19 protein-coding genes are annotated in these 22009 nt (G+C 60.2%); 6 read left to right on the forward strand and 13 right to left on the reverse strand.

Features of this window, described 5'->3' with window-relative positions; genetic code table 11:
• Positions 1-39 precede the first annotated feature (39 nt).
• The 7 genes from C8D72_RS05725 to C8D72_RS05755 all read right to left on the reverse strand — a co-directional run bounded on the left by C8D72_RS05725 (position 40) and on the right by C8D72_RS05755 (position 8945).
• The gene (locus tag C8D72_RS05725) at positions 40-1320 is read right to left on the reverse strand and encodes a TRAP transporter large permease (protein ID WP_115853378.1); all 1281 of its coding nucleotides are present in this window, start codon (positions 1318-1320) and stop codon (positions 40-42) included.
• 5 nt (positions 1321-1325) lie between these two features.
• A complete protein-coding gene (locus C8D72_RS05730; protein ID WP_115853379.1) occupies positions 1326-1859 on the reverse strand; it encodes a TRAP transporter small permease in 534 nt (177 codons plus the stop codon).
• Positions 1860-1916: 57 nt separating this feature from the next.
• Positions 1917-2915, reverse strand: a complete 999-nt coding sequence (locus C8D72_RS05735) for a TRAP transporter substrate-binding protein (RefSeq protein WP_115853380.1) — start codon at positions 2913-2915, stop codon at positions 1917-1919.
• Between the two features lie 365 nt (positions 2916-3280).
• Positions 3281-3439: a YqaE/Pmp3 family membrane protein gene (locus C8D72_RS05740; RefSeq protein ID WP_108843789.1), complete on the reverse strand. Its 159-nt coding sequence runs from the start codon at positions 3437-3439 to the stop codon at positions 3281-3283.
• Positions 3440-3728: 289 nt separating this feature from the next.
• Positions 3729-4667 (reverse strand): serine O-acetyltransferase EpsC, encoded by a 939-nt coding sequence (gene epsC / locus C8D72_RS05745; protein ID WP_115853381.1) that lies wholly within the window; start codon positions 4665-4667, stop codon positions 3729-3731.
• A gap of 217 nt (positions 4668-4884) precedes the next feature.
• Positions 4885-7227, reverse strand: coding sequence for an ATP-dependent DNA helicase (locus C8D72_RS05750; protein ID WP_245955159.1), 2343 nt, complete (start codon positions 7225-7227; stop codon positions 4885-4887).
• On the reverse strand, positions 7224-8945 hold the full coding sequence (locus C8D72_RS05755; protein WP_115853382.1) for a VRR-NUC domain-containing protein: 1722 nt from the start codon (positions 8943-8945) through the stop codon (positions 7224-7226). Before C8D72_RS05755 ends, C8D72_RS05750 begins: the two co-directional genes overlap by 4 nt.
• Positions 8946-9223: 278 nt before the next feature.
• On the opposite strand from C8D72_RS05755, the gene C8D72_RS05760 reads away from it, so the two are divergent.
• Positions 9224-9475 (forward strand): CsbD family protein, encoded by a 252-nt coding sequence (locus tag C8D72_RS05760; RefSeq protein ID WP_115853383.1) that lies wholly within the window; start codon positions 9224-9226, stop codon positions 9473-9475.
• Between the two features lie 269 nt (positions 9476-9744).
• On the opposite strand, the gene hda is transcribed toward C8D72_RS05760, so the two are convergent.
• Complete coding sequence (gene hda, locus C8D72_RS05765) at positions 9745-10446, reverse strand: DnaA regulatory inactivator Hda (protein WP_115853384.1); 702 nt, start codon at positions 10444-10446, stop codon at positions 9745-9747.
• A gap of 204 nt (positions 10447-10650) precedes the next feature.
• Between hda and purM the strand changes: the two genes are divergently transcribed.
• The 5 genes from purM (at position 10651) to C8D72_RS05790 (ending at position 15620) form a co-directional block, all read left to right on the forward strand.
• The gene (gene purM / locus C8D72_RS05770) at positions 10651-11718 is read left to right on the forward strand and encodes a phosphoribosylformylglycinamidine cyclo-ligase (protein ID WP_115853385.1); all 1068 of its coding nucleotides are present in this window, start codon (positions 10651-10653) and stop codon (positions 11716-11718) included.
• A gap of 16 nt (positions 11719-11734) precedes the next feature.
• Positions 11735-12451, forward strand: a complete 717-nt coding sequence (purN, locus tag C8D72_RS05775) for a phosphoribosylglycinamide formyltransferase (RefSeq protein ID WP_115853386.1) — start codon at positions 11735-11737, stop codon at positions 12449-12451.
• Positions 12452-12856: 405 nt separating this feature from the next.
• Positions 12857-14038 carry a Na/Pi cotransporter family protein gene (locus tag C8D72_RS05780; protein ID WP_115853387.1) on the forward strand — a complete coding sequence of 394 codons (1182 nt, stop codon included), beginning with the start codon at positions 12857-12859 and terminating at the stop codon, positions 14036-14038.
• Positions 14039-14042: 4 nt separating this feature from the next.
• Positions 14043-14276, forward strand: a complete 234-nt coding sequence (locus C8D72_RS05785; RefSeq protein WP_115853388.1) for a hypothetical protein — start codon at positions 14043-14045, stop codon at positions 14274-14276.
• Positions 14277-14540: 264 nt separating this feature from the next.
• On the forward strand, positions 14541-15620 hold the full coding sequence (locus C8D72_RS05790; RefSeq protein WP_115853389.1) for an aldo/keto reductase: 1080 nt from the start codon (positions 14541-14543) through the stop codon (positions 15618-15620).
• A gap of 178 nt (positions 15621-15798) precedes the next feature.
• Here the strand turns inward: C8D72_RS05790 and ykgO are convergent, their stop codons facing one another.
• The 5 genes from ykgO to pheA all read right to left on the reverse strand — a co-directional run bounded on the left by ykgO (position 15799) and on the right by pheA (position 22005).
• On the reverse strand, positions 15799-15942 hold the full coding sequence (gene ykgO, locus C8D72_RS05795) for a type B 50S ribosomal protein L36 (RefSeq protein WP_115853390.1): 144 nt from the start codon (positions 15940-15942) through the stop codon (positions 15799-15801).
• A gap of 147 nt (positions 15943-16089) precedes the next feature.
• Positions 16090-17766, reverse strand: a complete 1677-nt coding sequence (gene rpsA / locus C8D72_RS05800; protein WP_115853391.1) for a 30S ribosomal protein S1 — start codon at positions 17764-17766, stop codon at positions 16090-16092.
• Positions 17767-17948: 182 nt separating this feature from the next.
• Entirely contained in the window at positions 17949-18644 is a 696-nt protein-coding gene (gene cmk / locus C8D72_RS05805; protein ID WP_115853392.1) for a (d)CMP kinase, read from the reverse strand.
• Positions 18641-20890 (reverse strand): bifunctional prephenate dehydrogenase/3-phosphoshikimate 1-carboxyvinyltransferase, encoded by a 2250-nt coding sequence (locus C8D72_RS05810; protein ID WP_245955160.1) that lies wholly within the window; start codon positions 20888-20890, stop codon positions 18641-18643. The genes cmk and C8D72_RS05810 overlap by 4 nt, the downstream gene beginning before the upstream one ends.
• On the reverse strand, positions 20887-22005 hold the full coding sequence (pheA, locus tag C8D72_RS05815) for a prephenate dehydratase (protein ID WP_115853394.1): 1119 nt from the start codon (positions 22003-22005) through the stop codon (positions 20887-20889). Before pheA ends, C8D72_RS05810 begins: the two co-directional genes overlap by 4 nt.
• Between the last annotated feature and the right edge of the window lie 4 nt (positions 22006-22009).

A 22009-nucleotide genomic window follows, 5' to 3' on the forward strand; every position in this document is an offset into this window, starting at 1 on the left:
TTTTTGTCGTCGCGGTTTTATGGTCGAAACATCAAAGGGCTATTCGATCAGGCCCGGCAGCCACATGGAGACCATGGGGACGTAGGTCACCAGCATCAGCACGGCAAACAGCGCCAGATAGAACGGCCAGATGGTGCGCACGGCCTGCTCCATCTTGATCTTGCCAATGACGCTGCCCACGAACAGACAGGCCCCAACCGGTGGCGTGCAAAGCCCCATGCCCAGGTTGATCATCATGACGACGCCAAACTGTATCGGATCCATGCCGAACTGCATGGCGATCGGCAGAAAGATCGGCGTGCAGATCAAAATCAGCGCCGCCATGTCCATGATCATGCCCAGCCCCAGCAGGGTCACGTTGAGCATCAAGAGAATCACGAGCGGGTTATCGGAGATATTCAGCAACAGATCGGTCAGAAGCTCCGGCACGCTGTAAAGCGCCAGCAGCCAGGAGAACGCCGAGGCACAGCCGACCAGAATCATTACCAGCGAGGTGGTGCGCACCGACTGATAGACCGCTTTCTTGAAGTTGTCCCAGCGCAGCTCGCGATAGACCAGCGCCGTCACCACGATGGCGTAGATGGCACCGAAGGCGCCCGACTCGGTCACGGTCAGAATACCGGAGAGCACCCCGCCGACAATGATGATCGCCGTCATGAGACCGGGCAGCGCTGCCACCAGACTAATCAACAGTACCCGCCAGCCCGGGAAGGTCTCGGCCGGATAGCCCCGCTTGACGGCCACCACATAGGCCGCCACCGCCAGCGCCACACACATCAGAATGCCCGGCACGACACCGGCCATGAACAGCTGGGTCACCGAGATGCCGCCGCCGGCCGCGACAGCGTAGAGGATCATGTTGTGGCTGGGGGGAATGACCACGCCGGCAATCGAGGACGTTACCGTGACATTGACGGCGTAATCGGCGTCGTAGCCTTTCTCCTTCATGACCGGAATCAGGATCGAACCCAGCGCCGAGGTATCGGCCACGGCCGAACCGGAGATCCCGCCAAACAGCATTGAGGAGCTGACATTGACCAGCCCCAGACCGCCGCGCACGCGCCCCACCGCCGCCGAAGCCAGCCGTACCAGTCGATCGGAAATACCGCCATGGAGCATCAGCTCGCCGGCGAAGATAAAAAACGGAATCGCCAGCAGCGAGAAAACGGAGATCCCCGAGAGAATGCGCTGAAAGCCGACAAAGAGCGGCAGTCCCTCGTAGAGAAAGGTCACGACGGCGGCCAGCCCCACGGCAAAGGCCACCGGCGCCCCGATTACCAGCCCGATAAAGAACACACCAAACAAGATCATCAGACCCATGCTGTTTACACCCTTGTTTTATGGGTAAGGCGCTCGACGATATTGGCACCGGCAAACAGCACCATCAGTCCACCGCAAATGGCCAGAGGCGCTGCCCGCCAGCTCTCCGTCAGCCCGATCATGGGAATCGCTCGGGTCATGTTGTCCAGCACCAGATTGGTACCCTGCCAGGCCATGAAACCACCGAAAACCAGAACGAAGAGATCGGCGAGATGGCACATGATCGCTCTGGGGATCGCCGGCAGCGCCTCGCGCACCATGTCGATGCTCAGATGCGTGTTGTGGCGCACGCCGGCCGCGGCGCCCAGACAGGTGATATACACCACGATGAGCAGCGAGGACTGCTCCACCCAGGTCGGTGTGTTGTTGAGCACATAACGGCCATAGACCAGCCAGCCAAACGAGGCGATCAGAAATACCAGCAGCGCGCCGGAGACCATGATGCACAGATGGGCAAGCCCATCGAGAATGCGTCCTGCGACGCCTGTGCTCGGATGCTCCTGCGGTATGTCTTCGATCTGATCGGTAGAGCTATTCATGGTGGGGATACTCCCGGGCACGCCTCACCTCGAGGCGTGCCTTTCGCTGTTGTTGTTTTACTGCGCGTTGCGAACGTCGTTGAGCAAGGGCTCAAGATCGGGATGTTGTTCGATGAAGGCGGCGTAGATCGGCTCCATTCGGGTCTGGAAAGCCGGCTTGTCCACTTCGTTGATCTCGACACCGGCAGCGATGACTTCTTCACGGCTCTTTTTGGAGCCTTCCGCCCAGAGCTTTCGCTGCAGCGTTGCGGCATCAAGTGCGGCCTGGCGCACGATGCCCTGATCCTCCTCCGAGAGCTTTTCCCAGCTCGCCTTGGCGATACACACGCACTCGGGCAGGATCAGGTGCTCGGTTTCAGAGAAATATTTCGCGACCTCGTTATGGCCACTGGACTCAAAGGAGGGGAAGTTGTTTTCGGCACCATCGAGCACGCCGGTCTTGAGCGACTGATACACCTCACCATAGGCCATGGGCGTGGCGTTACCGCCCAGGGCATCAATCATCTCCACGTAGAGATCATTGTTCATGACGCGAACCTTGAGCCCCTTCATGTCCTCGGGCTCATTGATGGGGCGCTTGGTGTTGTAGACGCTGCGAGAGCCGGAATCGAACCAGGACAGCGCTACCAGATTTTTCCTTTCCAGCGCTTCGGCAAACCGCTCGCCGATCTCACCGTCCATGACGTGGTGCATGGCGTCGATGTCCTTGAACAGAAACGGCAGCGACAGCACGTTGGTTTCCGGCACGATCGGCCCCATCGGGCCCATGTTGAAGTTGGCAAAGTTCAGCGCGCCGCTGCGGGTCTGCTCGATGGCATCGGGCTGATCACCCAGAACACCATTGTGAAAGATCTTCGCATTGACGCGCCCGTCGGTCTTCTCGGTCACATCCTTGACGAAGCTGTCGAGCGCTTCACTGTTGGGATAGCCTGGCGGATGGACGTTCCAGCCCCGCCAGTTATCGGCCTGGGCCGGCGTTGTCATGGCGGCCAGCACGCCGACAACGGCGGCGGCCTGAAGGCAATGAACAGGATTCAGGTAAGATCTGATGGACATGGCATGCTCTCCTGGCAATAAGTCATCAAGCATTTCGCCGAACAGCGCTGTTCCCGTTACGCTGGGCAGAAGGTAGCCATGTCAGGGGGTTGCAGCGGGTTATCAAAGATTTGCCGCCTGCCGAATAGGGGAAGCCGCACGAATGGGAACGGCATGGCCGGGGCTAAATTTGTCATACATCATATCTATCCCACCACTATACAATGTGTCATAGGACTTTATATGTAGGACATACGCTCAGGCGGGAACCCGCCAGCCTGCCGCCGCCATAAGCGTCATTTCTTCGGCCCCATCAATAAAAAAGGGAAGGCCCTGATGGGCCTTCCCTTTCAACAATCAGCATCTCACCCAATGGTGAGCAGGCATTAACGACGCGCGATAATCCAGATGGCGTGGATAATACCGGGAATATAACCCAGAAGGGTCAGCAGGATATTCACCCAGAACTGCAGTCCCAGACCCACCTGAAGAAACACGCCTACCGGTGGCAGCAAAATGGCAAAAATAATTCTGACGATATCCATATCCCAACCTCACTTCATTTCCAGAAAGTGTTATTACGACGCCAGCCATGCTGGCGACCAAATGTTCCACCAGCGCTGCGTCCTGCTGCCGTGGTCAGTACGGATATGAGGGCTTTGGAGTCCAAAGCCAAGCCCCAGGTCAAAACGGGCTCGAACTGACATCGCGTCGCCGGACCGGGCTGCCTCATTTCCGTACCACAAGGGCGAAAGTATAGACGTCACACCTCGATCGCGCGACCGGGTCTGACGCGGCTGCCCGTTGGAGACTGTGCCTAGCAGGAGACCGTGCCTAGCAGGGCGACTTCTGCAGACTGGCCTGAGAGACGTTGCTGTGCGGCTCGACGCTTCGGGTCAGCCACACATTGCCGCCAATGATCGAGTCATGGCCGATGGTGACACGGCCAAGAATGGTGGCACCGGCATAGATGACCACGTCGTTTTCCACGATCGGGTGGCGGGCATGCCCCTTCTCCAGCTGGCCGCTTTCATCGGCCGGGAAGCGCTTGGCGCCCAGCGTAACCGCCTGATAGATCCGCACCCGGTCACCGATGATGGCGGTCTCCCCGATGACCACGCCGGTACCGTGGTCAATGAAAAAGCCCGAACCGATACTGGCGCCGGGGTGGATATCGATCCCCGTGGCCGAGTGCGCTGCCTCGGACACCATGCGGGCCAGCAGCGGTGCGCCGGTCGAATAGAGCTGGTGCGCCAGCCGGTGATAGATAATGGCGGTGATGCCCGGATAGCACAAAAGCACTTCATCAACGCTGCGCGCCGCCGGGTCGCCGCGATAGGCGGCCATGATATCGATATCCAGCCAGTGGCGAATGGTCGGCAGCATGGCGCCGAAGTCACGCACGATGGCCACGGCCTGATCGGAGTGATCCTCCGGGGCTTCACCGCGACGCATGGCGGTGTGATCCAGCTCGAGCAGGACCTGATCGAGCAGTGCATTGAGTGCGGCATCCAGCGTATAGCCGACAAAGTAGTCTTCGCTGTGATGACGCAAATTGGAGGGGCCCAGACGCATGGGGAACACGGCCCCGATGACGGCGTCGACCACCTCATTGATGATCTCGCGCGACGGCAGGCTGCGCCCGCCCGACTCGTTGGTGCGGCCGTGATCGGCACGCCACTGCTCGCGTGCGCCCCTGAGCTCGTGCACCACGCTATCGAGCTGCCAGTCGATGGCGTGATCCGCCTTGCTGTAATGATTTAACCGTGCCATGTGAGTATCCCGGAGTGCCGGACGACACCGCAGGTCGAGTGACCGCGATGTGTCATGTCATGAACCAATATGCTGTTGAGCGTAGCGCAGTCGACCTGACACGGCCCGTTGATCTCGCTCTGCCACCCCGCAAGGGGCACAGGCCGTATGCCGGATCGAAACGAACAGTGTGTTCTTAAGTGGGCCTTGAGAGGTTCCTTTTCAATGAACACAGGCCCTATCCGGAGAGATCGTTTGATCGATCGGCAGATGGCAGCGCCCACCAGCTCGGCAGCAGCGCCTGAATCTCGCCGCGTCGGAAACGATCATCAATGAGATGAATGACGCCCCGGTCCTCGGGCGAGCGGATCACACGGCCGGCCGCCTGCACCACGCGCGTGATGCCCGGATACAGATAGGCGTAGCGATAGCCATCACCGAATAGCGTCTCCATGCGGGCCTTCATCTGCTCGTTGACCGGATTGAACTGCGCAAGCCCGAGCGTGGCGACAAAGGCGCCGATCAACCGCTCGCCGGGGAGATCAATGCCCTCGCCGAAAATGCCGCCCAGCACGGCAAAGCCGATGCCCTGCCCGTCCAGCGTAAAGCGCGCCAGAAAGGCGTCTCGCTCAGGCTCCGACATGCGCCGCGCCTGTGACCACTGCGGCACATCAGGCGCGTGTTCGGCCAGCGCCTCCCTGACCTGCTCGAGATAGTCAAAGCTGCTGAAAAAGGCCAGATAGTTGCCGGGGCGCTGATAAAACTGATCGGCCATCAGCGCCGCGATGGGCGCAAGGGACGCGGCTCGGTCGCGGTAGCGCGTGGAGATATGCCCGGCCAGATGCACCTCGAGCTGCCCGCCGGTAAAGGGTGAGGCCATCTCGAGCCAGGGCGTCGAGGGCGCAAGCCCGAGCTGATCACGGTAGTAATGGCCCGGCGACAGCGTGGCAGAAAACAAAATGGCCGAGTGGGCGGCCTCGAAACGCGCCGCCAGCAGCGGCGCCGGTACCACATTGCGCAGCGACAGCGTGGCGCTTTTGCCGCGGCGTTCGATATCAAAGAGATAGTGGTCAGGGTCGCATTCACCGGCGAGTTCCGCGATACGCACGATCTGCATGGCATCAAACCACGCCTCCAGCAGTGCGCTCTCAAGACCGACAGGCGTCTCGACCATCAGATCACCGACGGCCGTCACGAACTGCGACAGCGCGTTGAAGAGCTTGCGCGGCGGCGCTTCCAGACAGACGTAATTGCCGTCATGTTCACGCAGCAGCGCCTTCCACTGGCGCCAGAGCCGATCCAGCGGTCGCTTGAGTGCAGGCGGTGCGTCGCGCCGGGCCGGGGCAAAACGGCCCTGATCAAACTCGGCGCCATACATGGCCCGCCCGCGCTCGACGAGATTGTGCGCCTCATCAATGAGCACGCTGACCCGCCACTGGTGCTGCCGGGCCATGGCATAGAGCATGGCGCTGGTATCGAACCAGTAATTGACATCGCCGATCACAACATCACACCAGTGCGCCATCTCCTGCCCGAGGTAGTAGGGGCACACCCGATGGGCCAGGGCGACCTCTTTGAGCCCGGCGTGGTCCAGCCAGCCCTTGTCCACCGCGGCCTGGCGCGCCTCGGGCAGCCGATCATAAAAACCGCTCGCCAGTGGACAGCTGTCGCCGTGACAGGCCAGGTCCGGATGCTCGCAGGCCTTGTCACGCGCGATCAGCTCCAGCGTTCGAACGCTGGAACCGGCGCCCTCTTCGCAGGCCTCTGCCATACCCAGCGTGGTCAGCGCTTCAAGCGCCAACCGGCGCCCGGTGGTGCGCGCGGTGAGAAAGAACAGGCGATCGAGCTGCTGGCCCGGCATCGCCTTGAGCGCGGGGAACAGGGTACCCAGCGTCTTGCCGATACCGGTCGGCGCCTGCAGCATCAGATCGCGCCGGGTACTGATCGCCTTGAAGACGCTTTCGGCCAGCGCCCGCTGACCGGGGCGGAAATCGGCGTGCGGAAACTCAAGCTGCGCAAGCCGCTGCGCGCGCGCCGCCTCATGGGCAAGTTCCTGCTCGGCCCAGTCGATGAAACGCTCGCACTGCACTATAAAGAAGGCCTCCAGCGCGTGGCGGTCCATGGTCTCAACAAGAACGGTTTCGCGCTGCTGCTCGATATCGAAATAGACCAGCGCGACTTCCAGACTTTCAAGTCCGCGCTCACGGCACATCAGCGCGGCATAGACCTTCGCCTGCGCCCAGTGCAGCGCGCGCTGATTGGCCGGCATGGCCTCAATGTCACCCCGCCGGGTCTTGACCTCCTCCAGCCGCTGACGCACCGGGTCATAGCCATCGGCGCGGCCCCGCACGACCAGCGCACCATATTGGCCTTCCAGCGTGACCTCATGCTCGTAATGCTCACCCCGGCGCGAGGCCACCACCTGATGGCCGGCAATGCCCTGCTGCGCGGTGGGGGCCGGCGTAAATCGCAGGTCAAGATCGCCCGTGCGGGCGGTAAACTCACACAGCGCGCGCACCGCCACGCGATAGCGCGGTGACTCGACATCCGTCGGCGCGGTTATCGCGGGTGCCGTGCTCAAGACGCGCCCTCCTCACTTTGCCAGCGCACATGGCAGACCGTGACCGGCATGTCATGGCGGGCGCAAAAGGCAATCCAGCGCTTCTGATTGTCCTGCAGTCGATCACCCGGCCCCTTGACCTCGATCATCTCATAGCGCGATGTGCCCTCGGGCGCCTGCGGGTAAAAGCGGATGAGATCCGGCATGCCAGCGCGATTGGCGCGGATATCGGTCAGTAGCCGCTCGAACCAAGCGCGTAGATGCGCCGGCGGCAGGCACTCAAGCGCCAGCGACAGCAGCTCATCATCCAGTGCGCCCCAGTGCACGAAGGGTGACTGGATGCCCTGCTTTTCCCGGTAACGCTGCTGGATGGTCTCACGCCAGGTGCCCTCCTCGAGCCGAGCCAGACAGCGCTGAAAGAGTTGTTCGCGCTGCAAATAAAACTCCGGGCGCATCAGATCAGCAGGGCCGCTCTGGAACGGATGAAAGAAAGCCCCCGGCAGCGGGGCAAAGATGGCTTCCCAGCAGAGCAGCCCAAACAGCGCGTTGATCAGCGTGTTTTCAACGTAGAAGACCGGCGCTTCCGGCGAATCCAGGTGCTCACGGACGGTGCGCTCCACGGATCCACTTCGTGGCAGGGCCAGATCACAGCGCCTGACCGGCGCGTCCGCCTGACTCAATGGTTTTGCCATGCCCAGCGCGCGATGCAGCCGCGGCTGAATGCGCGCTGCCTGTTGACGCTCGGCCTCGCTGGCTGGCGCGTGTTGCGCCGCAGTGCACAGGGCCAGTGCCGGCTGATGCTCACCGAGACGCTCCAGCACCCGAATACGGCGAATGCGCGCCTCCGCTTGGCCACTGTGGCCGTAAAGCTCAGCAGCCCGCACGAGTTCACCCTGGCGCTCGCAGTGGCGGGCGATGGCATGGATGACCCGGCCCCGGCGCGCCTCCAGCCAGACACTGTCACCGATGCACTCGGGCAGTGCCGCCAGCACCTCATCCATGTCGCCGCCGGCTTCGAAGCGCTCTCGACAGTCATGAATCTGCCAGTAGCGCTCGATATCCGCTCGGGACTGGAATGCCCGGGAATCGGGCGTGAAAGGCACCACTTCAAATCGATAGATGCCCTGATCCGCCAGCACGAATTCGGAAAACTGCTGGCGCAGGTTGCCAAAAAACATCAGCCGCAGCCGTTCGCATACCGGCATGACGGTCAGGCAAACGACGTCGGCCACCATGGCCCGACCGGCCGCCGCCGCCCAGGCCTCTGGTACCAACGCCTGATCAAACGTTGGCGCCAGCGCTTCCTTTAACAACGCCTTGCGATCGCGGGGTCTGGGCAGATGGTCACGAAACAGACCCACCAGCTCGTCACGCGTGAAGAGATCAAAAAGGCGATCAAGGGTCAGACAGGGGCTATTGTCGACCAGACCCTGCTCGATCAGCGGTGCCAGTGCCGCGTCGATGTCGCCGATCTCGTCGTAGTTGAGCCGATCGAGGCGAAAATGCTCGCCCTTACGCATCACCATGCGTACCAGCAGCGCTTTTGACGCCACGGGCAGGCCCTGAAAGCGCGTGATGAAGTCACGCTCGTCATCATCAAGCAGATCGTTATAGCGCTCGCTGACCCAGGTCAGCACGTTTTCAAAATTGACCAGGTAATAGCGCGGATCGCGCAGGGAATCCGCAACGGTCAAAAGCGGCGCATCATGGACCGCTGTAGAGGCAGGAGTACTGTTCATGTATCCATGTTATCAGCGTGCCAGGGCCGGTGGCGAGAGATGTCGCACGTGCTGTTGCGCCCTTTCATGACGGCCACGACAGCCGCCGCAGTGACTATCTATTGGCGCCCTGAGGGCTGCCGGGGATCAGGTGGTGCATTATTCTTGAGCGCCCCTGTCGAGCTTTCGCCATGTGACAATTTTGTTGTGCCGAAATGAAGATAATCCTGGCGTAACCGCTAACATGAGATAGATTTAAGAAAGTACAAGGTTTATTCACCCATCGGAGTCAGGACACCATGTTCAAGAATCAGATCGAAGGCGAAACCAAAAACGCAGTAGGCAAGGCGCAGGAAGCCTATGGTGACTTTACCGATGACAACGAGCACCGCACCGAAGGCAAGCTGCGCAGCGCCGCAGGCCAGGTGCAGTCCCAGTATGGCGAAGCCGTCGACACTGCTCGTGAGTTCACGGTCAAGCAGCCGGTAGGCGCACTGGCAATTGCCGCAACCGTTGGCTTTGTACTGGGCGCGCTGGTCACACGCCGCTGATTACCAGCCAGTACCACGGTGATTAAAAAACCGGTTCCCTTGGGAGCCGGTTTTTTTGCATCGCAGCGTCAGGTCTGTGTTAAACCTCTGGTCCTCGTGGCGACCCGAGACCTGCGCGGCGCGTATGTTTCAGACAATCGCATATTTCAGACAATAAAAAACCGCCCGGGGAAGTGGGCGGTGAACAGGAAACCAGAAGTGTTGATTTCCAGTATAGATCGCCTGACCGGAACTGCCAGTTTTTCCTGATACAGATCAGTAATGGTGATTTACCAGTCCAGCGCCTGCTTGACGAAGGGGATGGTCAATCGACGCTGCGCTGACAGCGAGGCGCTATCAAGTCGGGTCAGAAGCGCCAGCATGTCGCCCAGCCGCCGCGGCCCGCGATGCAGCAGGTAGCGGGCCACTTCATCGGGTAACTGCATGCCACGCTGATGCGCTCGCAGTCGCAGCACTTCCAGTCGGTCCTGATCACTCAGCGGCTGTAGATGAAAGGTCATCCCCCATCCCAGCCGTGACGCCAGATCCGGCAGCACCACGGGCAGCGCTCGGGGTGCCGCCTGAGCGGCAATCACCAGCCGGCAGTTGGCATCCCTGAGCCGGTTGAAACAGTGAAAAAGGGCCTCTTCCCAGCGCTTTCGCCCGATGACGCGCTCCAGATCATCAATGGCGATCAGATCCAGCGCCTCGAGATCCTCAAGCATGTGCGGCGGAAAGTGCCCCAGATCATCCAGTGGCAGATACAGCGCTCTGGCGCCGCGGTCGCTCGTTTCAAGACAGGCGGCCTGAAGCAGGTGGCTGCGTCCGCTGCCGGAGGCGCCCCAGAGATAGATAAACTGCTCGCCGCCATCATCAAGCTGATGACGCAGATGGGTGACAAGGCTTGCATTGGCACCGGGCCAGAAGCTGGCAAACGTGGCGTCATCGCGCGCACCAACACCTAGCGGAAGCTGTAGGGTATCCGGACTCATTACGGCGTCCATGCTCAAAACAAGGGGAACAGCGGTCACATTATCATGAACCCGATGACTCGGGGCAGCCTGTTCATATCCGGGTCATCAGGCCCTGCAGTTGCGATGCGATCGACCATGGCCGATGGTACAATGCTGCCCTTCTTGATTATCGCTCTGGCCCCGGCCGGAACCCCGTCTCATTTTCAGTGACAGGACCCCAACATGACCGAGCCTTCGTCTCGTGACTCCCTCTCCTACAAGGATGCCGGTGTTGATATCGACGCCGGCAATGCGCTGGTCGAACGCATCAAGCATGTCGCCAAAAGTACAATGCGACCGGAAGTGATGGGCGGGCTCGGCGGTTTTGGCGCGCTGTGTCAGCTCCCCAGCGGCTATCGCGAGCCGGTGCTGGTATCGGGCACCGACGGCGTCGGCACCAAGCTGAGACTGGCCATGGACCTGGGTCGTCACGACACCATCGGCATCGATCTGGTGGCCATGTGCGTCAACGACCTGGTGGTCGCCGGTGCCGAGCCGCTGTTCTTTCTCGACTACTACGCCACCGGCAAACTGAATGTCGAGATGGCCGCCGATGTGGTCACGGGTATCGGTGAGGGGTGTCGCCAGGCAGGATGCGCCCTGGTGGGCGGTGAAACGGCTGAAATGCCGGGCATGTATGAGGGCTCCGATTACGATCTGGCCGGATTTTGCGTCGGCATCGTTGAAAAGTCGGAAATTCTTGACGGGTCAAAGGTTGGCGAGGGTGACGTGGTCCTGGGGCTGGCTTCCAGCGGCCCGCACTCCAATGGCTACTCGCTGATTCGCCGCGTGCTCGAGCGCAGCGGCGCCAGACCCGACACACCGCTGGAAGATGGTCAGACCCTGCACGAGGCGCTGATGGCGCCGACCCGTATCTACGTTAAATCGCTGCTGGCCATGCTGCATGACAGCGATATTGCCGTGCATGCGCTCTCTCACATTACCGGGGGCGGACTGCTCGAAAATATCCCCCGCGTGCTGCCGGAACACACCAGCGTCCATCTCGATACACAGGCCTGGCCACGTCCGGCCGTCTTTGACTGGCTGCAGCGTGAAGGCAACATCGATGAGACCGAGATGCATCGCGTGCTCAACTGCGGCATCGGCATGGTCGTGGTAGTGCCCGCGGCACAGGCCGAACAGGCCGAGACCTTTCTGGAAAGCACGGGCGAAACCGTCTATCGACTGGGGTATGTCAGCCGCTCGGACGAGACACAGCCAAGCGTTGCACTTGAAAATGCACGTCAGTAATTGAGCAGGAACCCTCATGTCCGATAACGAAACCGCCGAGCAGGAAAGCCAGTTCGAACAGCCCGATCGGCAACGGCTGGTGGTCCTGATCTCGGGAAGCGGCAGCAATCTGCAGGCACTGATCGATGCCGAAGCCCATGACGAGCTGGGCGGCGAAATTGCCGCCGTCATCTCCAATCGGGGCGATGCCTACGGCCTGGTACGCGCTCGTGAAGCGGGGATTCCGGCCGTGGTGCTGCCCCATCACGAGTATGACTCCCGCGAGGCCTTCGACGCGGCCCTGGTCAAGGTCATTGATCGCCATGCGCCGGATCTGATCGTGCTGGCCGGCTTCATGCGCATCCTGACGCCGGCTTTTGCACAGCGCTATCACGGCCGCATGCTCAACATTCACCCCTCACTGCTGCCGGAGTATCGGGGTCTGAATACGCATGCCCGCGCACTTGCCGATAACGTGAAGGAGCATGGCGCCAGCGTTCATTTCGTCACCGACGAACTGGATGGCGGCCCTGTCGTGGTCCAGGCCGCAGTAAGTGTGGCCCCCGAAGATGACGAGGCGGCACTGGCCGAGCGGGTACTCACACGCGAACATGTGATCTACCCGATGACGGTGCGCTGGTTCATGCAGGGTCGTCTCAAACTGACGTCGGATGGCCCCAGGCTTGATAATCACCCGCTGCCTGCAAGCGGGCTGCGACTGTCAGCCGAGGATGTCACCGAAGAGGATCTCTAGTCCCTGACACCTTCCTGACCGATGATCGCCAGCATGACATCCCAAGCTGGCGATCCCTTCCCTGATCGCCTTTCCCTGGCCCGAGCACTTCTCCCTGCCCAGAAACCCCTCGCCTATCCAGAACATCTCTTGTTTATCCAGAACACTTTTTGCCTATCCAGAACACCTTTCGCCGATCGTTTTTACCGACCATGAGATGTCGATTCGACGGCGATCAAGCGTCATTTGTAACGCCTGACAAGGCGACCTGCCTGCCCTGTTGGGCTCATTGAATTACCCGTCACTGCCCATCAACGATCGAGCCCTTTTAAACAGCCCGTCACCTCACTGTCATCGGGGTCCGTCATGCTCGGGAAAGCCTAGTCACAGAGTGAGTACGCTTGACTTCCTAACGAGGCAAAGACGATGACCGAAGCGACAAAAGGCATGGCTGATCAGGCCACTGATTACCATGATGAAAGCGCCCAACAAGGCGGGCGCACAAGACGATGGCTTACGCTTTTACTGCTGATTTACTGCCTTATTTGTGCGGTATCGGTAATTGGCGACGGCTTTAGTACGGCTACGGGCGATCATGCCGAGCAGCTTTTCAATTTTGCGACAAATCCCTTCGTGGGGCTGATGGTGGGCATCATGGCCACCTCGCTGATTCAGTCCTCATCAACAGTGACCTCCATCATTGTGGCCATGGTGGCAGGAGGTCTGCCGGTCGCGATTGCGGTGCCGATGGTGATGGGCGCCAATATCGGCACCACGATGACGAACACGCTGGTAAGCCTGGGTCACGTACGCAACAAGGACGAATTCCGACGCGCCTTCGCCGCGGCTACCGTACACGACTTTTTCAACTTCCTCGCGGTCGTCATTCTCCTGCCTCTGGAGATCCTCTTTAGTCCCCTTGAGCGTCTGGCCGAGCAGGCCGCCGTGATCTTTTACGGTGATGCCAACCTGTCCATCGATAATGCCAACCTGATAGATATGGCGACGGACCCCGTCACCGGCACGGTAGAGCATCTTGCCTCAATGCTGCCGACCGTTTTGAGCGGTATCGTGATGATCGCGGTGGGAATCGCGGCGATCTTTCTGTCCATCCGCTACATTGGCAAACTTCTGAAGGGTCTGATGGTCGGGCGCGCCAAACGCATCATGAACAACGCCATTGGCCGCGGTCCGGTCAGCGGCGTCACCTCCGGCGCCCTTGTCACGCTTCTGGTGCAGTCATCCTCGACCACCACCAGCCTGATGGTGCCGCTTGCGGGTTCGGGCACCTTTACCCTGAGGCAGATCTATCCCTTCACGATCGGCAGTAACATCGGCACCACCTTTACCGCGCTGCTCGCCGCTACGGCAATCGGCGGTGCCAATGCCATACTGGCGCTGGAAATTGCCCTGGTGCATCTTTTCTTCAATCTTTTTGCCATGCTCATTATTGGCGGCCTGCCGTTTTTACGACAGCTGCCCGTCAAGGGAGCACTGAAGCTGGGAGAGCTGGCCGCCGAGCGAAAAGCGCTGGCCGCCGCCTGGGTACTGGGCGCTTTTATTGCGCTGCCTGCAACACTGATCGCCATTACTGCTGTGACGGGATAAGGCCATGAGTATCGAACATCATATTGAGAGCACGTCAACGGCCGAGCTCGAGGCCATGCTGAACGACTCCGCCGAGCTGATCGCGGAAATCAGGGCCGAACTTGCCTCACGAGAAACCCAGAAGCGCGAGCTGGAGTCGATGGATACCCTCATCCACGATGCCCGACCCAGACTTCAGGAAATTCGTGGCTTTTTTGCGCTGGTGCTTGATGAGCTGCGCGAGCGTCGCAGCGAGTGACGCTCTGTCGGCTTGCGAAAGAATGGCGCGCCCGGCTATAGAGCGGTTTAAATCCTGGCTCATGATAACGCCCTCCCTGCCGGGGTGGGCGTCAGCCAGGCCAATAACCCGGCGTGAGCGGCGCCCTTTCCACATCTCGTGCCTTTATCGCAGGGCCTTCTCTCAGGTTAACCATTGACGGCTTGTCGCTCCGATCTGATCTGCCAGGCTTGTGACTCGACCAACCATCCAATGGTTTTGTTCGGAAAACAGGGAAGCTTTCACATGAAATATCGTCCGCTTGGCAACTCCGGTCTGCTGGTTTCTGAAATGGTGCTGGGCACCGTGCCCTTTGGTGGCAGCGGTGGCTTTGAAAAGGCAGCCAGCGTTGATGTCGATGGCGCCCGACGCCAGTTCGATATCGCCCTGGATGCCGGCGTTAACCTGATCGATACCGCAGATCTCTACTCCATGGGTGAGGCCGAAGAGCTGGTCGGCCGCGCCCTGGGTGACAAGCGCAATGACATTATTCTCGCCTCCAAGGCGAGAAGCCCGATGGGCGACAACCCCAATCACAGCGGGTTTTCGCGCTATCATCTGATCAATGCCTGTGAGGCGAGCCTCAAGCGCCTGGGCACCAATCATATCGATCTTTATCAGATGCATAACTGGGACGGCGTCACGCCTGTCGAAGAGATGCTTTACGCCCTCGATCATCTGGTACAAAGCGGCAAGATTCGCTACTACGGCACCTCCAACTTTACCGGCTGGCAGATGATGAAAACCATCGGCAAGGCCGAGCTGCACAACCTGGTACAGCCAATCAGCCAGCAGATCTACTACACGCCCGAGGCACGTGAAGCCGAATATGAGCTGATGCCGCTGGCCATCGATCAGAACGTTGGCACACTGGTCTGGGGACCGCTGGGAGAAGGCGTCTTTAATGGCAAGGTACGTCGTGGCCAGAAGGCGCCGGAAGGCACCCGTCAGGGCAATGACTGGCCCGAGCCCTACATCCATGACATGGAGCGTGCCTACGACATCATCGAGCTTCTGGCCGAAATCGGTGAGAAGCACAACGCCTCGATCCCCCGTACCTGCCTGGCATGGCTCAAGGATCGCCCGGGCGTGACTTCCCTGATCATCGGCGCGCGCAATGAAGAGCATCTCCAGGATAATCTGGCCGCCACCGAGATGACACTCGATCAGGAGGACATCGATCGCATTGAAGAGGCGACACGTCCGGCGCCCCTTTATCCGTACTGGCACCGGGTCGTGGCCGGCATGGATCGTATCGACAAGGCAGAAAAACCCTTCATCGATAACTATCGCAAGACCATCGAAAAGCGCAACGATCAGCGCTGATGGACAGCCTTATTGATTCTTGAAGGCAGAAAGGCCCATCCAGTGGATGAACCTTTTGATTGGGCGGTCATGCAGCCCCATGGCATAAAAACAGTACCAGGATATAAAAAAGGCCCCCAATGCATCATTGGGGGCCTTTTGCGTCGATACCCGAGAGTATCCGATCATGCCTGTGGCATTAACGCTTGGACTTCGGACGGCCCTGAACGGCCTTGAAGCGCGGGTTGGATTTGCAGATAACGTAAACGCGACCGCGGCGCTTGACGACCTGGCAATCCTTGTGGCGAGTCTTGGCTGACTTGAGTGAGCTGACGACCTGCATGTTACCTCCGTCTCCCTGAATGACCAGGGGCGATTAAATCCGTGATTTCAACATTGTCGCCAGCAGGGCTGATCCTGCTGACGACAGTGTCATTCATGTATCTGAACATACCACAGCGGCCATCCAGTGATGGCCACCAGCGTGTTATCAGTCCTGATTCATCTGCTGCTTGATCAGGTCACCGATAGTGGTCGGACCGGAAGTCTCGGTCTCCTGCTCACGCATGTTGCGCATGTTCTGACGAGTCTCGTCCTGATCCTTGGCGCGAATGGACAGGTTGATGACGCGGTTCTTGCGATCAACGCCAACGATGCGCGCTTCAACGCTGTCGCCTTCATTGATCACGGTGCGTGCATCTTCAACGCGGTCATTGCTGATCTCGGAAGCCTTGAGCACGGCGATGACGTCAGTTGCCAGTTCCACGTAGGCTTCACGGGCGTCAACTTCGGTGACACGACCGGATACCATGGCACCCTTGTCGTTGACCGCCAGATACTCGGACATCGGATCGCTTTCAAGCTGCTTGATGCCCAGCGAGATGCGCTCACGTTCCGGATCGATCGACAGGATGACAGCTTCTGCTTCTTCGCCCTTGCGATAGCGGCGAACGGCTTCTTCACCGGTCTCGTTCCAGGAGATGTCGGAGAGGTGCACCAGACCGTCAATGCTGCCGTCCAGACCGATGAAGATACCGAAGTCGGTGATCGACTTGATGGTACCGGAGACACGATCGCCCTTGGCAAAGCGCGAGCTGAAGTCTTCCCACGGATTGGACGTGCACTGCTTGATGCCCAGCGAGATACGACGACGTTCTTCGTCGATATCCAGCACCATGACTTCAACATCATCACCGACCTGAACGACCTTGGACGGATGGATGTTCTTGTTGGTCCAGTCCATTTCGGAGACGTGAACCAGACCTTCAACACCCTCTTCCAGCTCGGCAAAGCAGCCGTAGTCGGTCAGATTGGTCACGCGAGCGTTGACCTTGGTGCCTTCGGGATAACGATTCTTGATGTTGACCCACGGATCTTCGCCCAGCTGCTTCAGACCCAGCGATACGCGGTTGCGCTCGCGGTCAAACTTCAGCACCTTGACATTGATCTCGTCGCCCACGGCCACGATTTCGCTCGGATGCTTGATGCGCTTCCAGGCCATATCGGTGATGTGGAGCAGGCCGTCAACGCCGCCCAGATCAACGAAGGCGCCGTAATCGGTCAGGTTCTTGACGATACCATTGATCTGCTGGCCTTCCTGCAGTGTCGCGAGCAACGCTTCACGCTCGGCACTGTTTTCGGCTTCAAGTACCGCACGACGAGAAACAACAACGTTGTTGCGCTTCGCATCAAGCTTGATGACCTTGAAGTCGAGTTCCTTGTTCTCCAGGTGCGCGGTGTCGCGAACCGGTCGGACATCGACGAGCGAGCCCGGGAGGAAGGCACGGATGGAATTGACATCGACGGTGAAACCGCCCTTGACCTTTCCGTTGATCACGCCCTTGACGACTTCGTTTTCCTCGAAGGCTGCTTCCAGTTCCTTCCAGGCTTCGGCACGCTTGGCCTTTTCGCGAGACAGGCGCGTCTCACCGAAACCGTCTTCCACGGCTTCCAGCGCAACCTTGACTTCATCGCCGACACTGATGGTCAGTTCACCGTTGTCGCTACGGAACTGCGCCGCAGGGATCTGCCCTTCGGATTTCAGCCCGGCGTTGACAGTGATCCAGTCACCTTCAATGTCCACCACGGTCGCCATGACAATGGCACCGGGTTCCATGTTGATGTCCTGAAGAGACTGTTCAAACAGTTCTGCAAAGCTTTCGCTCATGGTATTCCTATAGTGATCAACAAAAAGCAACCAGGACGGTTGCATTCTCCACGCCACCAGCAAGCGCGGGCCAATGACAAACTCCCCGGGGACGTTAACGCTGGTTAGACGTGGCAGGGTTTACAGATGTTGACCGCTGCCACCCCATGACGTCTTGCCGGGGCCTCCGGAAATTCAGGCGCTCATTGCGGGCTTTTCAAACCACGCAGGGAGAGAAGTGCTTCAATGCGTGCCACGACATCCGGGATCGAAAGCTCGGTCGTGTCGATGGTGACCGCATCCTCGGCAGGCTTTAATGGCGCCACCGTTCGCTGCATGTCACGCGCGTCCCGAGCCTCTATCTCCTTTAAAAGGCTCGAAAGGCTAGCATGTTGTCCGGCCTCTCGCAACTGATCATGCCGTCTTCTTGCCCGTTCCTCGGCACTGGCGGTCAGGAATATCTTGAGCGGCGCCTCGGGAAAGACCACGGTTCCCATGTCTCGACCATCTGCCACCAGCCCCGGCATTTTGGCAAACTCACGCTGACGCGCCAGCAGTGCCTCACGCACGCCGGTGATCGATGCCACCTGTGAGGCGCACCCGCCAACATGCTCATTGCGAATGTCAGTACTGACATCCTCGCCTTCCAGCATAATGCGCGTATGCTCGCCTTCACTGACGAAGATGACATCCAGTTCACGCGCGACCGATTCAAGGGCGGCGGCATTGGTCATGTCGATCTCACGACGCATGGCTGCCAGCGCCGTCAGGCGATAAAGCGCGCCGGAATCCAGCAGATGCCAGCCCAGATCCTGAGCCACCAGCCGACTGATGGTGCCCTTGCCTGCCCCGCCCGGGCCGTCGATGGCGATGACTGCCGTGTCTGTCTGCTGACTCATGCGCCCTCCGAAACAACCTCGACCTGCATACCGACGTCACCGGCCAGTGCAGGAAAGTTGGGAAATGATGTCGCCACGTTGGCGCAGTCACGAATGGTGATATCGCCTTCGGCGCGCAGGGCAGCCACCGCGAAGGCCATCGCAATACGATGATCGCCCAGGCTTTCAACCTCGCCACCCTGGTAGCGGCCACCCACGATATCGATGCCGTCTTCCACCACGGTATTGACCACGCCCAGCACTTCCAGACCGTCGGCCATGGCCTTGATGCGATCGGACTCCTTGACCCGCAGCTCAAGCGCATCCCGAAGGCGCGTGGTGCCACGTGCATTGGCGGCCGCAATAAAGAGCACCGGGAACTCATCGATGGCCAGCGGCACCTGATCGGCCGGGATATCGATGCCGTGCAGCTCGGCATGACGCACACGCAGGTCGGCAACCGGCTCGCCGCTGACCTTGCGCTCATTGAGCAGCTCGATGCTGGCACCCATCTCACGAAGGATGTTGATGACGCCGATCCGGGTCGGGTTGATCCCGACATGCTCAAGCGTTAGATCCGCGCCGGGCGTAATGGACGCCGCGACCAGAAAGAAGGCCGCCGAAGAGATGTCTGCCGGCACATCGATGAAACCGCCCGTGAGGCTGCCACCGCCTTCGATGTGAGCGACGTCCTCGTGACGCGTGACCGGGTAGCCAAAAGCGGTGAGCATGCGCTCGGTGTGATCGCGGGTCGGCGCCGGTTCACGCACGCTGGTCGCGCCGGTGGCATACATGCCGGCCAGCAGCAGGCATGACTTGACCTGGGCGCTGGCCATGGGGAGATCGTAATCGATGCCGGCCAGGCGCTGACCACCGCGTATGGTCAGCGGCGGACGACCGCCTTCACCGGTATCGATGACGGCGCCCATCAGTCGCAGCGGATCCGCCACACGCCCCATAGGGCGGCGATTGAGCGAATCATCCCCGGTCAGAGTGACGTCAAATGACTGTCCGGCCATGAGTCCGGCAAACAGGCGCATGCTGGTACCGGAGTTGCCCAGATACAGCGCACCCTTTGGCTGTTTCAGCCCGTGAAGGCCGACACCGTGGATGACCACGCGGCCGGCCTGAGGCCCTTCAATCGCAACGCCCATTTCACGAAAGGCCTGCAGCGTGGCCAGACTGTCCTCACCTTCGAGAAACCCTTCGACGGTCGTCACGCCTTCGGCCAGCGCCCCCAGCATAATGGAGCGATGCGACATCGATTTGTCGCCGGGCACGCGGATATTGCCCCTGACCTGCCCACCGGCGCTCGCGCGGTACATAACGTTTCTGGTTTCCATGACCTGATAGCTCTTCTGGCTGAGTAATCTGTCGAAATAATGTCGCGCGTGGCTCGCGCGGGAAAAGATGCCCAGCATGGCATCACTGTCACCACCTGCCACGGCAGTGCGCAGTTCGCTGACGCCGGCCTCGAACTCGGCAAGCGCCTCAAGGACGGCTTCCCGATTGGCAAGGTAAATGTCGCGCCACATGACCGGATCACTGCCGGCGATGCGGGTAAAATCACGAAAGCCGCCGGCGGCGTAGCGAAAGATATCCAGCCGATCATCCTGACGCGCCAGCGTATTAACCAGTGAAAAGGCCAGCAGGTGCGGCAGGTGGCTGGTACGGGCCAGCACCTCATCGTGGCGCTCGACCGTCAATCGTTCGATGTGGGCGCCACAGGTGCGCCAAAGACTCTCGATGCGACGCAGCGCTTCCGGGTCGGTATCGACTTCAGGCGTGACAATGACGCGATGATGCTGATAGAGCGTCGGGTTGGCCGCCTCGACGCCGCTTTTTTCGGCCCCGGCGATGGGATGTCCCAGCACCAGCCAGTTCGGCACCCGGCCCAGAGCCGATCGGATCTGATCGCGAATGGCCGATTTGGTACTGCCCACATCGGTCACGACCTGCCCGTGGCGGCGCAGCTGACTCAGCTGCGCCATGACCGGGGCAATGGCCATGACCGGCACGGCCAGTACGATCAGCGAAACATAGGGTAAAAACGCTGCCAGATCCGGGCCACCGTCATCAATCAACCCCATGCGCTGCCCCAGCGAGACCTCGTTGGGGTTGAGATCCACGCCAAAACAGCGACCCGCATAGCCGGCATCACGCAGGGCCGCCAGCAACGAACCACCGATCAATCCCAGTCCGATCACCAGAATACCCGGCTCTTCTGACAATACGGACGGCGTCTTCGAAATGTCCTGCTCGCTCAAAGCACACCTACCGGATAGGACCCCAGTACCCGGACATCGGCGGCGCGCAGTCGCACTTCTTCCAGCGCGGCCTGAACCCGCGGCTCTTCCTGATGCCCCTTGAAGTCAATAAAGAAGACATAGTTCCAGAGACCGTGACGTGACGGCCGACTCTCCAGACGCGTCATATCGACGTGATGACGATGGAAGGGTTCCAGCAGATCGTGCAGGGCGCCAGGCTGGTTGCGCATGGACGCCACCAGTGACGTCTTGTCCTCACCGCTTTGCGGTACGTCCTGGTTGCCGATGATCAAAAAGCGCGTCGAATTGTCCGGCATGTCCTCGATCTTTTCCTCGAGGCGCTCCAGGCCGTAAAGCCGCGCGGCCATGTCACCGGCGATGGCGGCGGTATGCCACTCGCTCTTGACCCGACGAGCCGCTTCGGCATTGGAAGAGACCGCCACGCGCTCGGCGTGCGGATAATGCGCGTCCAGCCACTTGCGGCACTGCGCCAGCGACTGCGAATGGGAATAGATGCGCGACACCTTGTCCCGACGCGTGTTGCTGCCGACCAGCAGGTGGTGATGAATGCGCAGTACCACCTCACCGCAGATACGCAGTGAGGTATCCATGAAGGAGTCCAGCGTATGGTTGACCACGCCCTCGGTCGAGTTTTCTACCGGAACAACGCCATAGTTGGCAGCGCCCGCCTCGACCTCGCGAAAGACCTCATCGATGGCCGGCAGCGGCGTACAGACAGCGCTGTCACCAAAGTGCTTGAGCGCGGCCTGCTGGGTAAAGGTTCCCTCCGGGCCGAGATAGGCCGCGCGCACCGGCTTTTCCAGCGCCAGACAGGCCGACATGATCTCACGGAAAAGACGCGCCATCTCCTCGCCGGGCAGCGGCCCCTTGTTGAGGGCCATGATGCGCTTGAGGACCTGGGCTTCGCGCTCGGGGCGATAAAACAGCGCCTGGGGGTCTTCGGCCAGCTTGACGTGCGCGACCTGCTGGGCACAGGCCGCCCGCTCACTGATCAGGTCAAGAATCTGCTGGTCCAGCGTATCGATGCGGTCCCGCAGGGCGCCAAGATCCACGTCCTGACCGCTATTATCATGGGATGAAGGCTGATCCGTCATGTGT

The sequence above is a fragment of the Kushneria indalinina DSM 14324 genome, from assembly GCF_003385845.1.
Lineage (GTDB): Bacteria > Pseudomonadota > Gammaproteobacteria > Pseudomonadales > Halomonadaceae > Kushneria > Kushneria indalinina.

Bases quoted from the DNA above. Each gene is read 5' to 3' on its own strand.
- purN (WP_115853386.1), top strand. From the start codon at position 11,735: ATGTCCGATAACGAAACCGCCGAGCAGGAAAGCCAGTTCGAACAGCCC.
- C8D72_RS05785 (WP_115853388.1), top strand. From the start codon at position 14,043: ATGAGTATCGAACATCATATTGAGAGCACGTCAACGGCCGAGCTCGAG.
- hda (WP_115853384.1), bottom strand. From the start codon at position 10,446: ATGAGTCCGGATACCCTACAGCTTCCGCTAGGTGTTGGTGCGCGCGAT.
- C8D72_RS05755 (WP_115853382.1), bottom strand. From the start codon at position 8,945: ATGAACAGTACTCCTGCCTCTACAGCGGTCCATGATGCGCCGCTTTTG.
- C8D72_RS05790 (WP_115853389.1), top strand. From the start codon at position 14,541: ATGAAATATCGTCCGCTTGGCAACTCCGGTCTGCTGGTTTCTGAAATG.
- ykgO (WP_115853390.1), bottom strand. From the start codon at position 15,942: ATGCAGGTCGTCAGCTCACTCAAGTCAGCCAAGACTCGCCACAAGGAT.
- C8D72_RS05780 (WP_115853387.1), top strand. From the start codon at position 12,857: ATGACCGAAGCGACAAAAGGCATGGCTGATCAGGCCACTGATTACCAT.
- C8D72_RS05730 (WP_115853379.1), bottom strand. From the start codon at position 1,859: ATGAATAGCTCTACCGATCAGATCGAAGACATACCGCAGGAGCATCCG.
- epsC (WP_115853381.1), bottom strand. From the start codon at position 4,667: ATGGCACGGTTAAATCATTACAGCAAGGCGGATCACGCCATCGACTGG.
- cmk (WP_115853392.1), bottom strand. From the start codon at position 18,644: ATGAGTCAGCAGACAGACACGGCAGTCATCGCCATCGACGGCCCGGGC.
- purM (WP_115853385.1), top strand. From the start codon at position 10,651: ATGACCGAGCCTTCGTCTCGTGACTCCCTCTCCTACAAGGATGCCGGT.
- C8D72_RS05735 (WP_115853380.1), bottom strand. From the start codon at position 2,915: ATGTCCATCAGATCTTACCTGAATCCTGTTCATTGCCTTCAGGCCGCC.
- rpsA (WP_115853391.1), bottom strand. From the start codon at position 17,766: ATGAGCGAAAGCTTTGCAGAACTGTTTGAACAGTCTCTTCAGGACATC.
- C8D72_RS05725 (WP_115853378.1), bottom strand. From the start codon at position 1,320: ATGGGTCTGATGATCTTGTTTGGTGTGTTCTTTATCGGGCTGGTAATC.
- C8D72_RS05760 (WP_115853383.1), top strand. From the start codon at position 9,224: ATGTTCAAGAATCAGATCGAAGGCGAAACCAAAAACGCAGTAGGCAAG.
- pheA (WP_115853394.1), bottom strand. From the start codon at position 22,005: ATGACGGATCAGCCTTCATCCCATGATAATAGCGGTCAGGACGTGGAT.
- C8D72_RS05740 (WP_108843789.1), bottom strand. From the start codon at position 3,439: ATGGATATCGTCAGAATTATTTTTGCCATTTTGCTGCCACCGGTAGGC.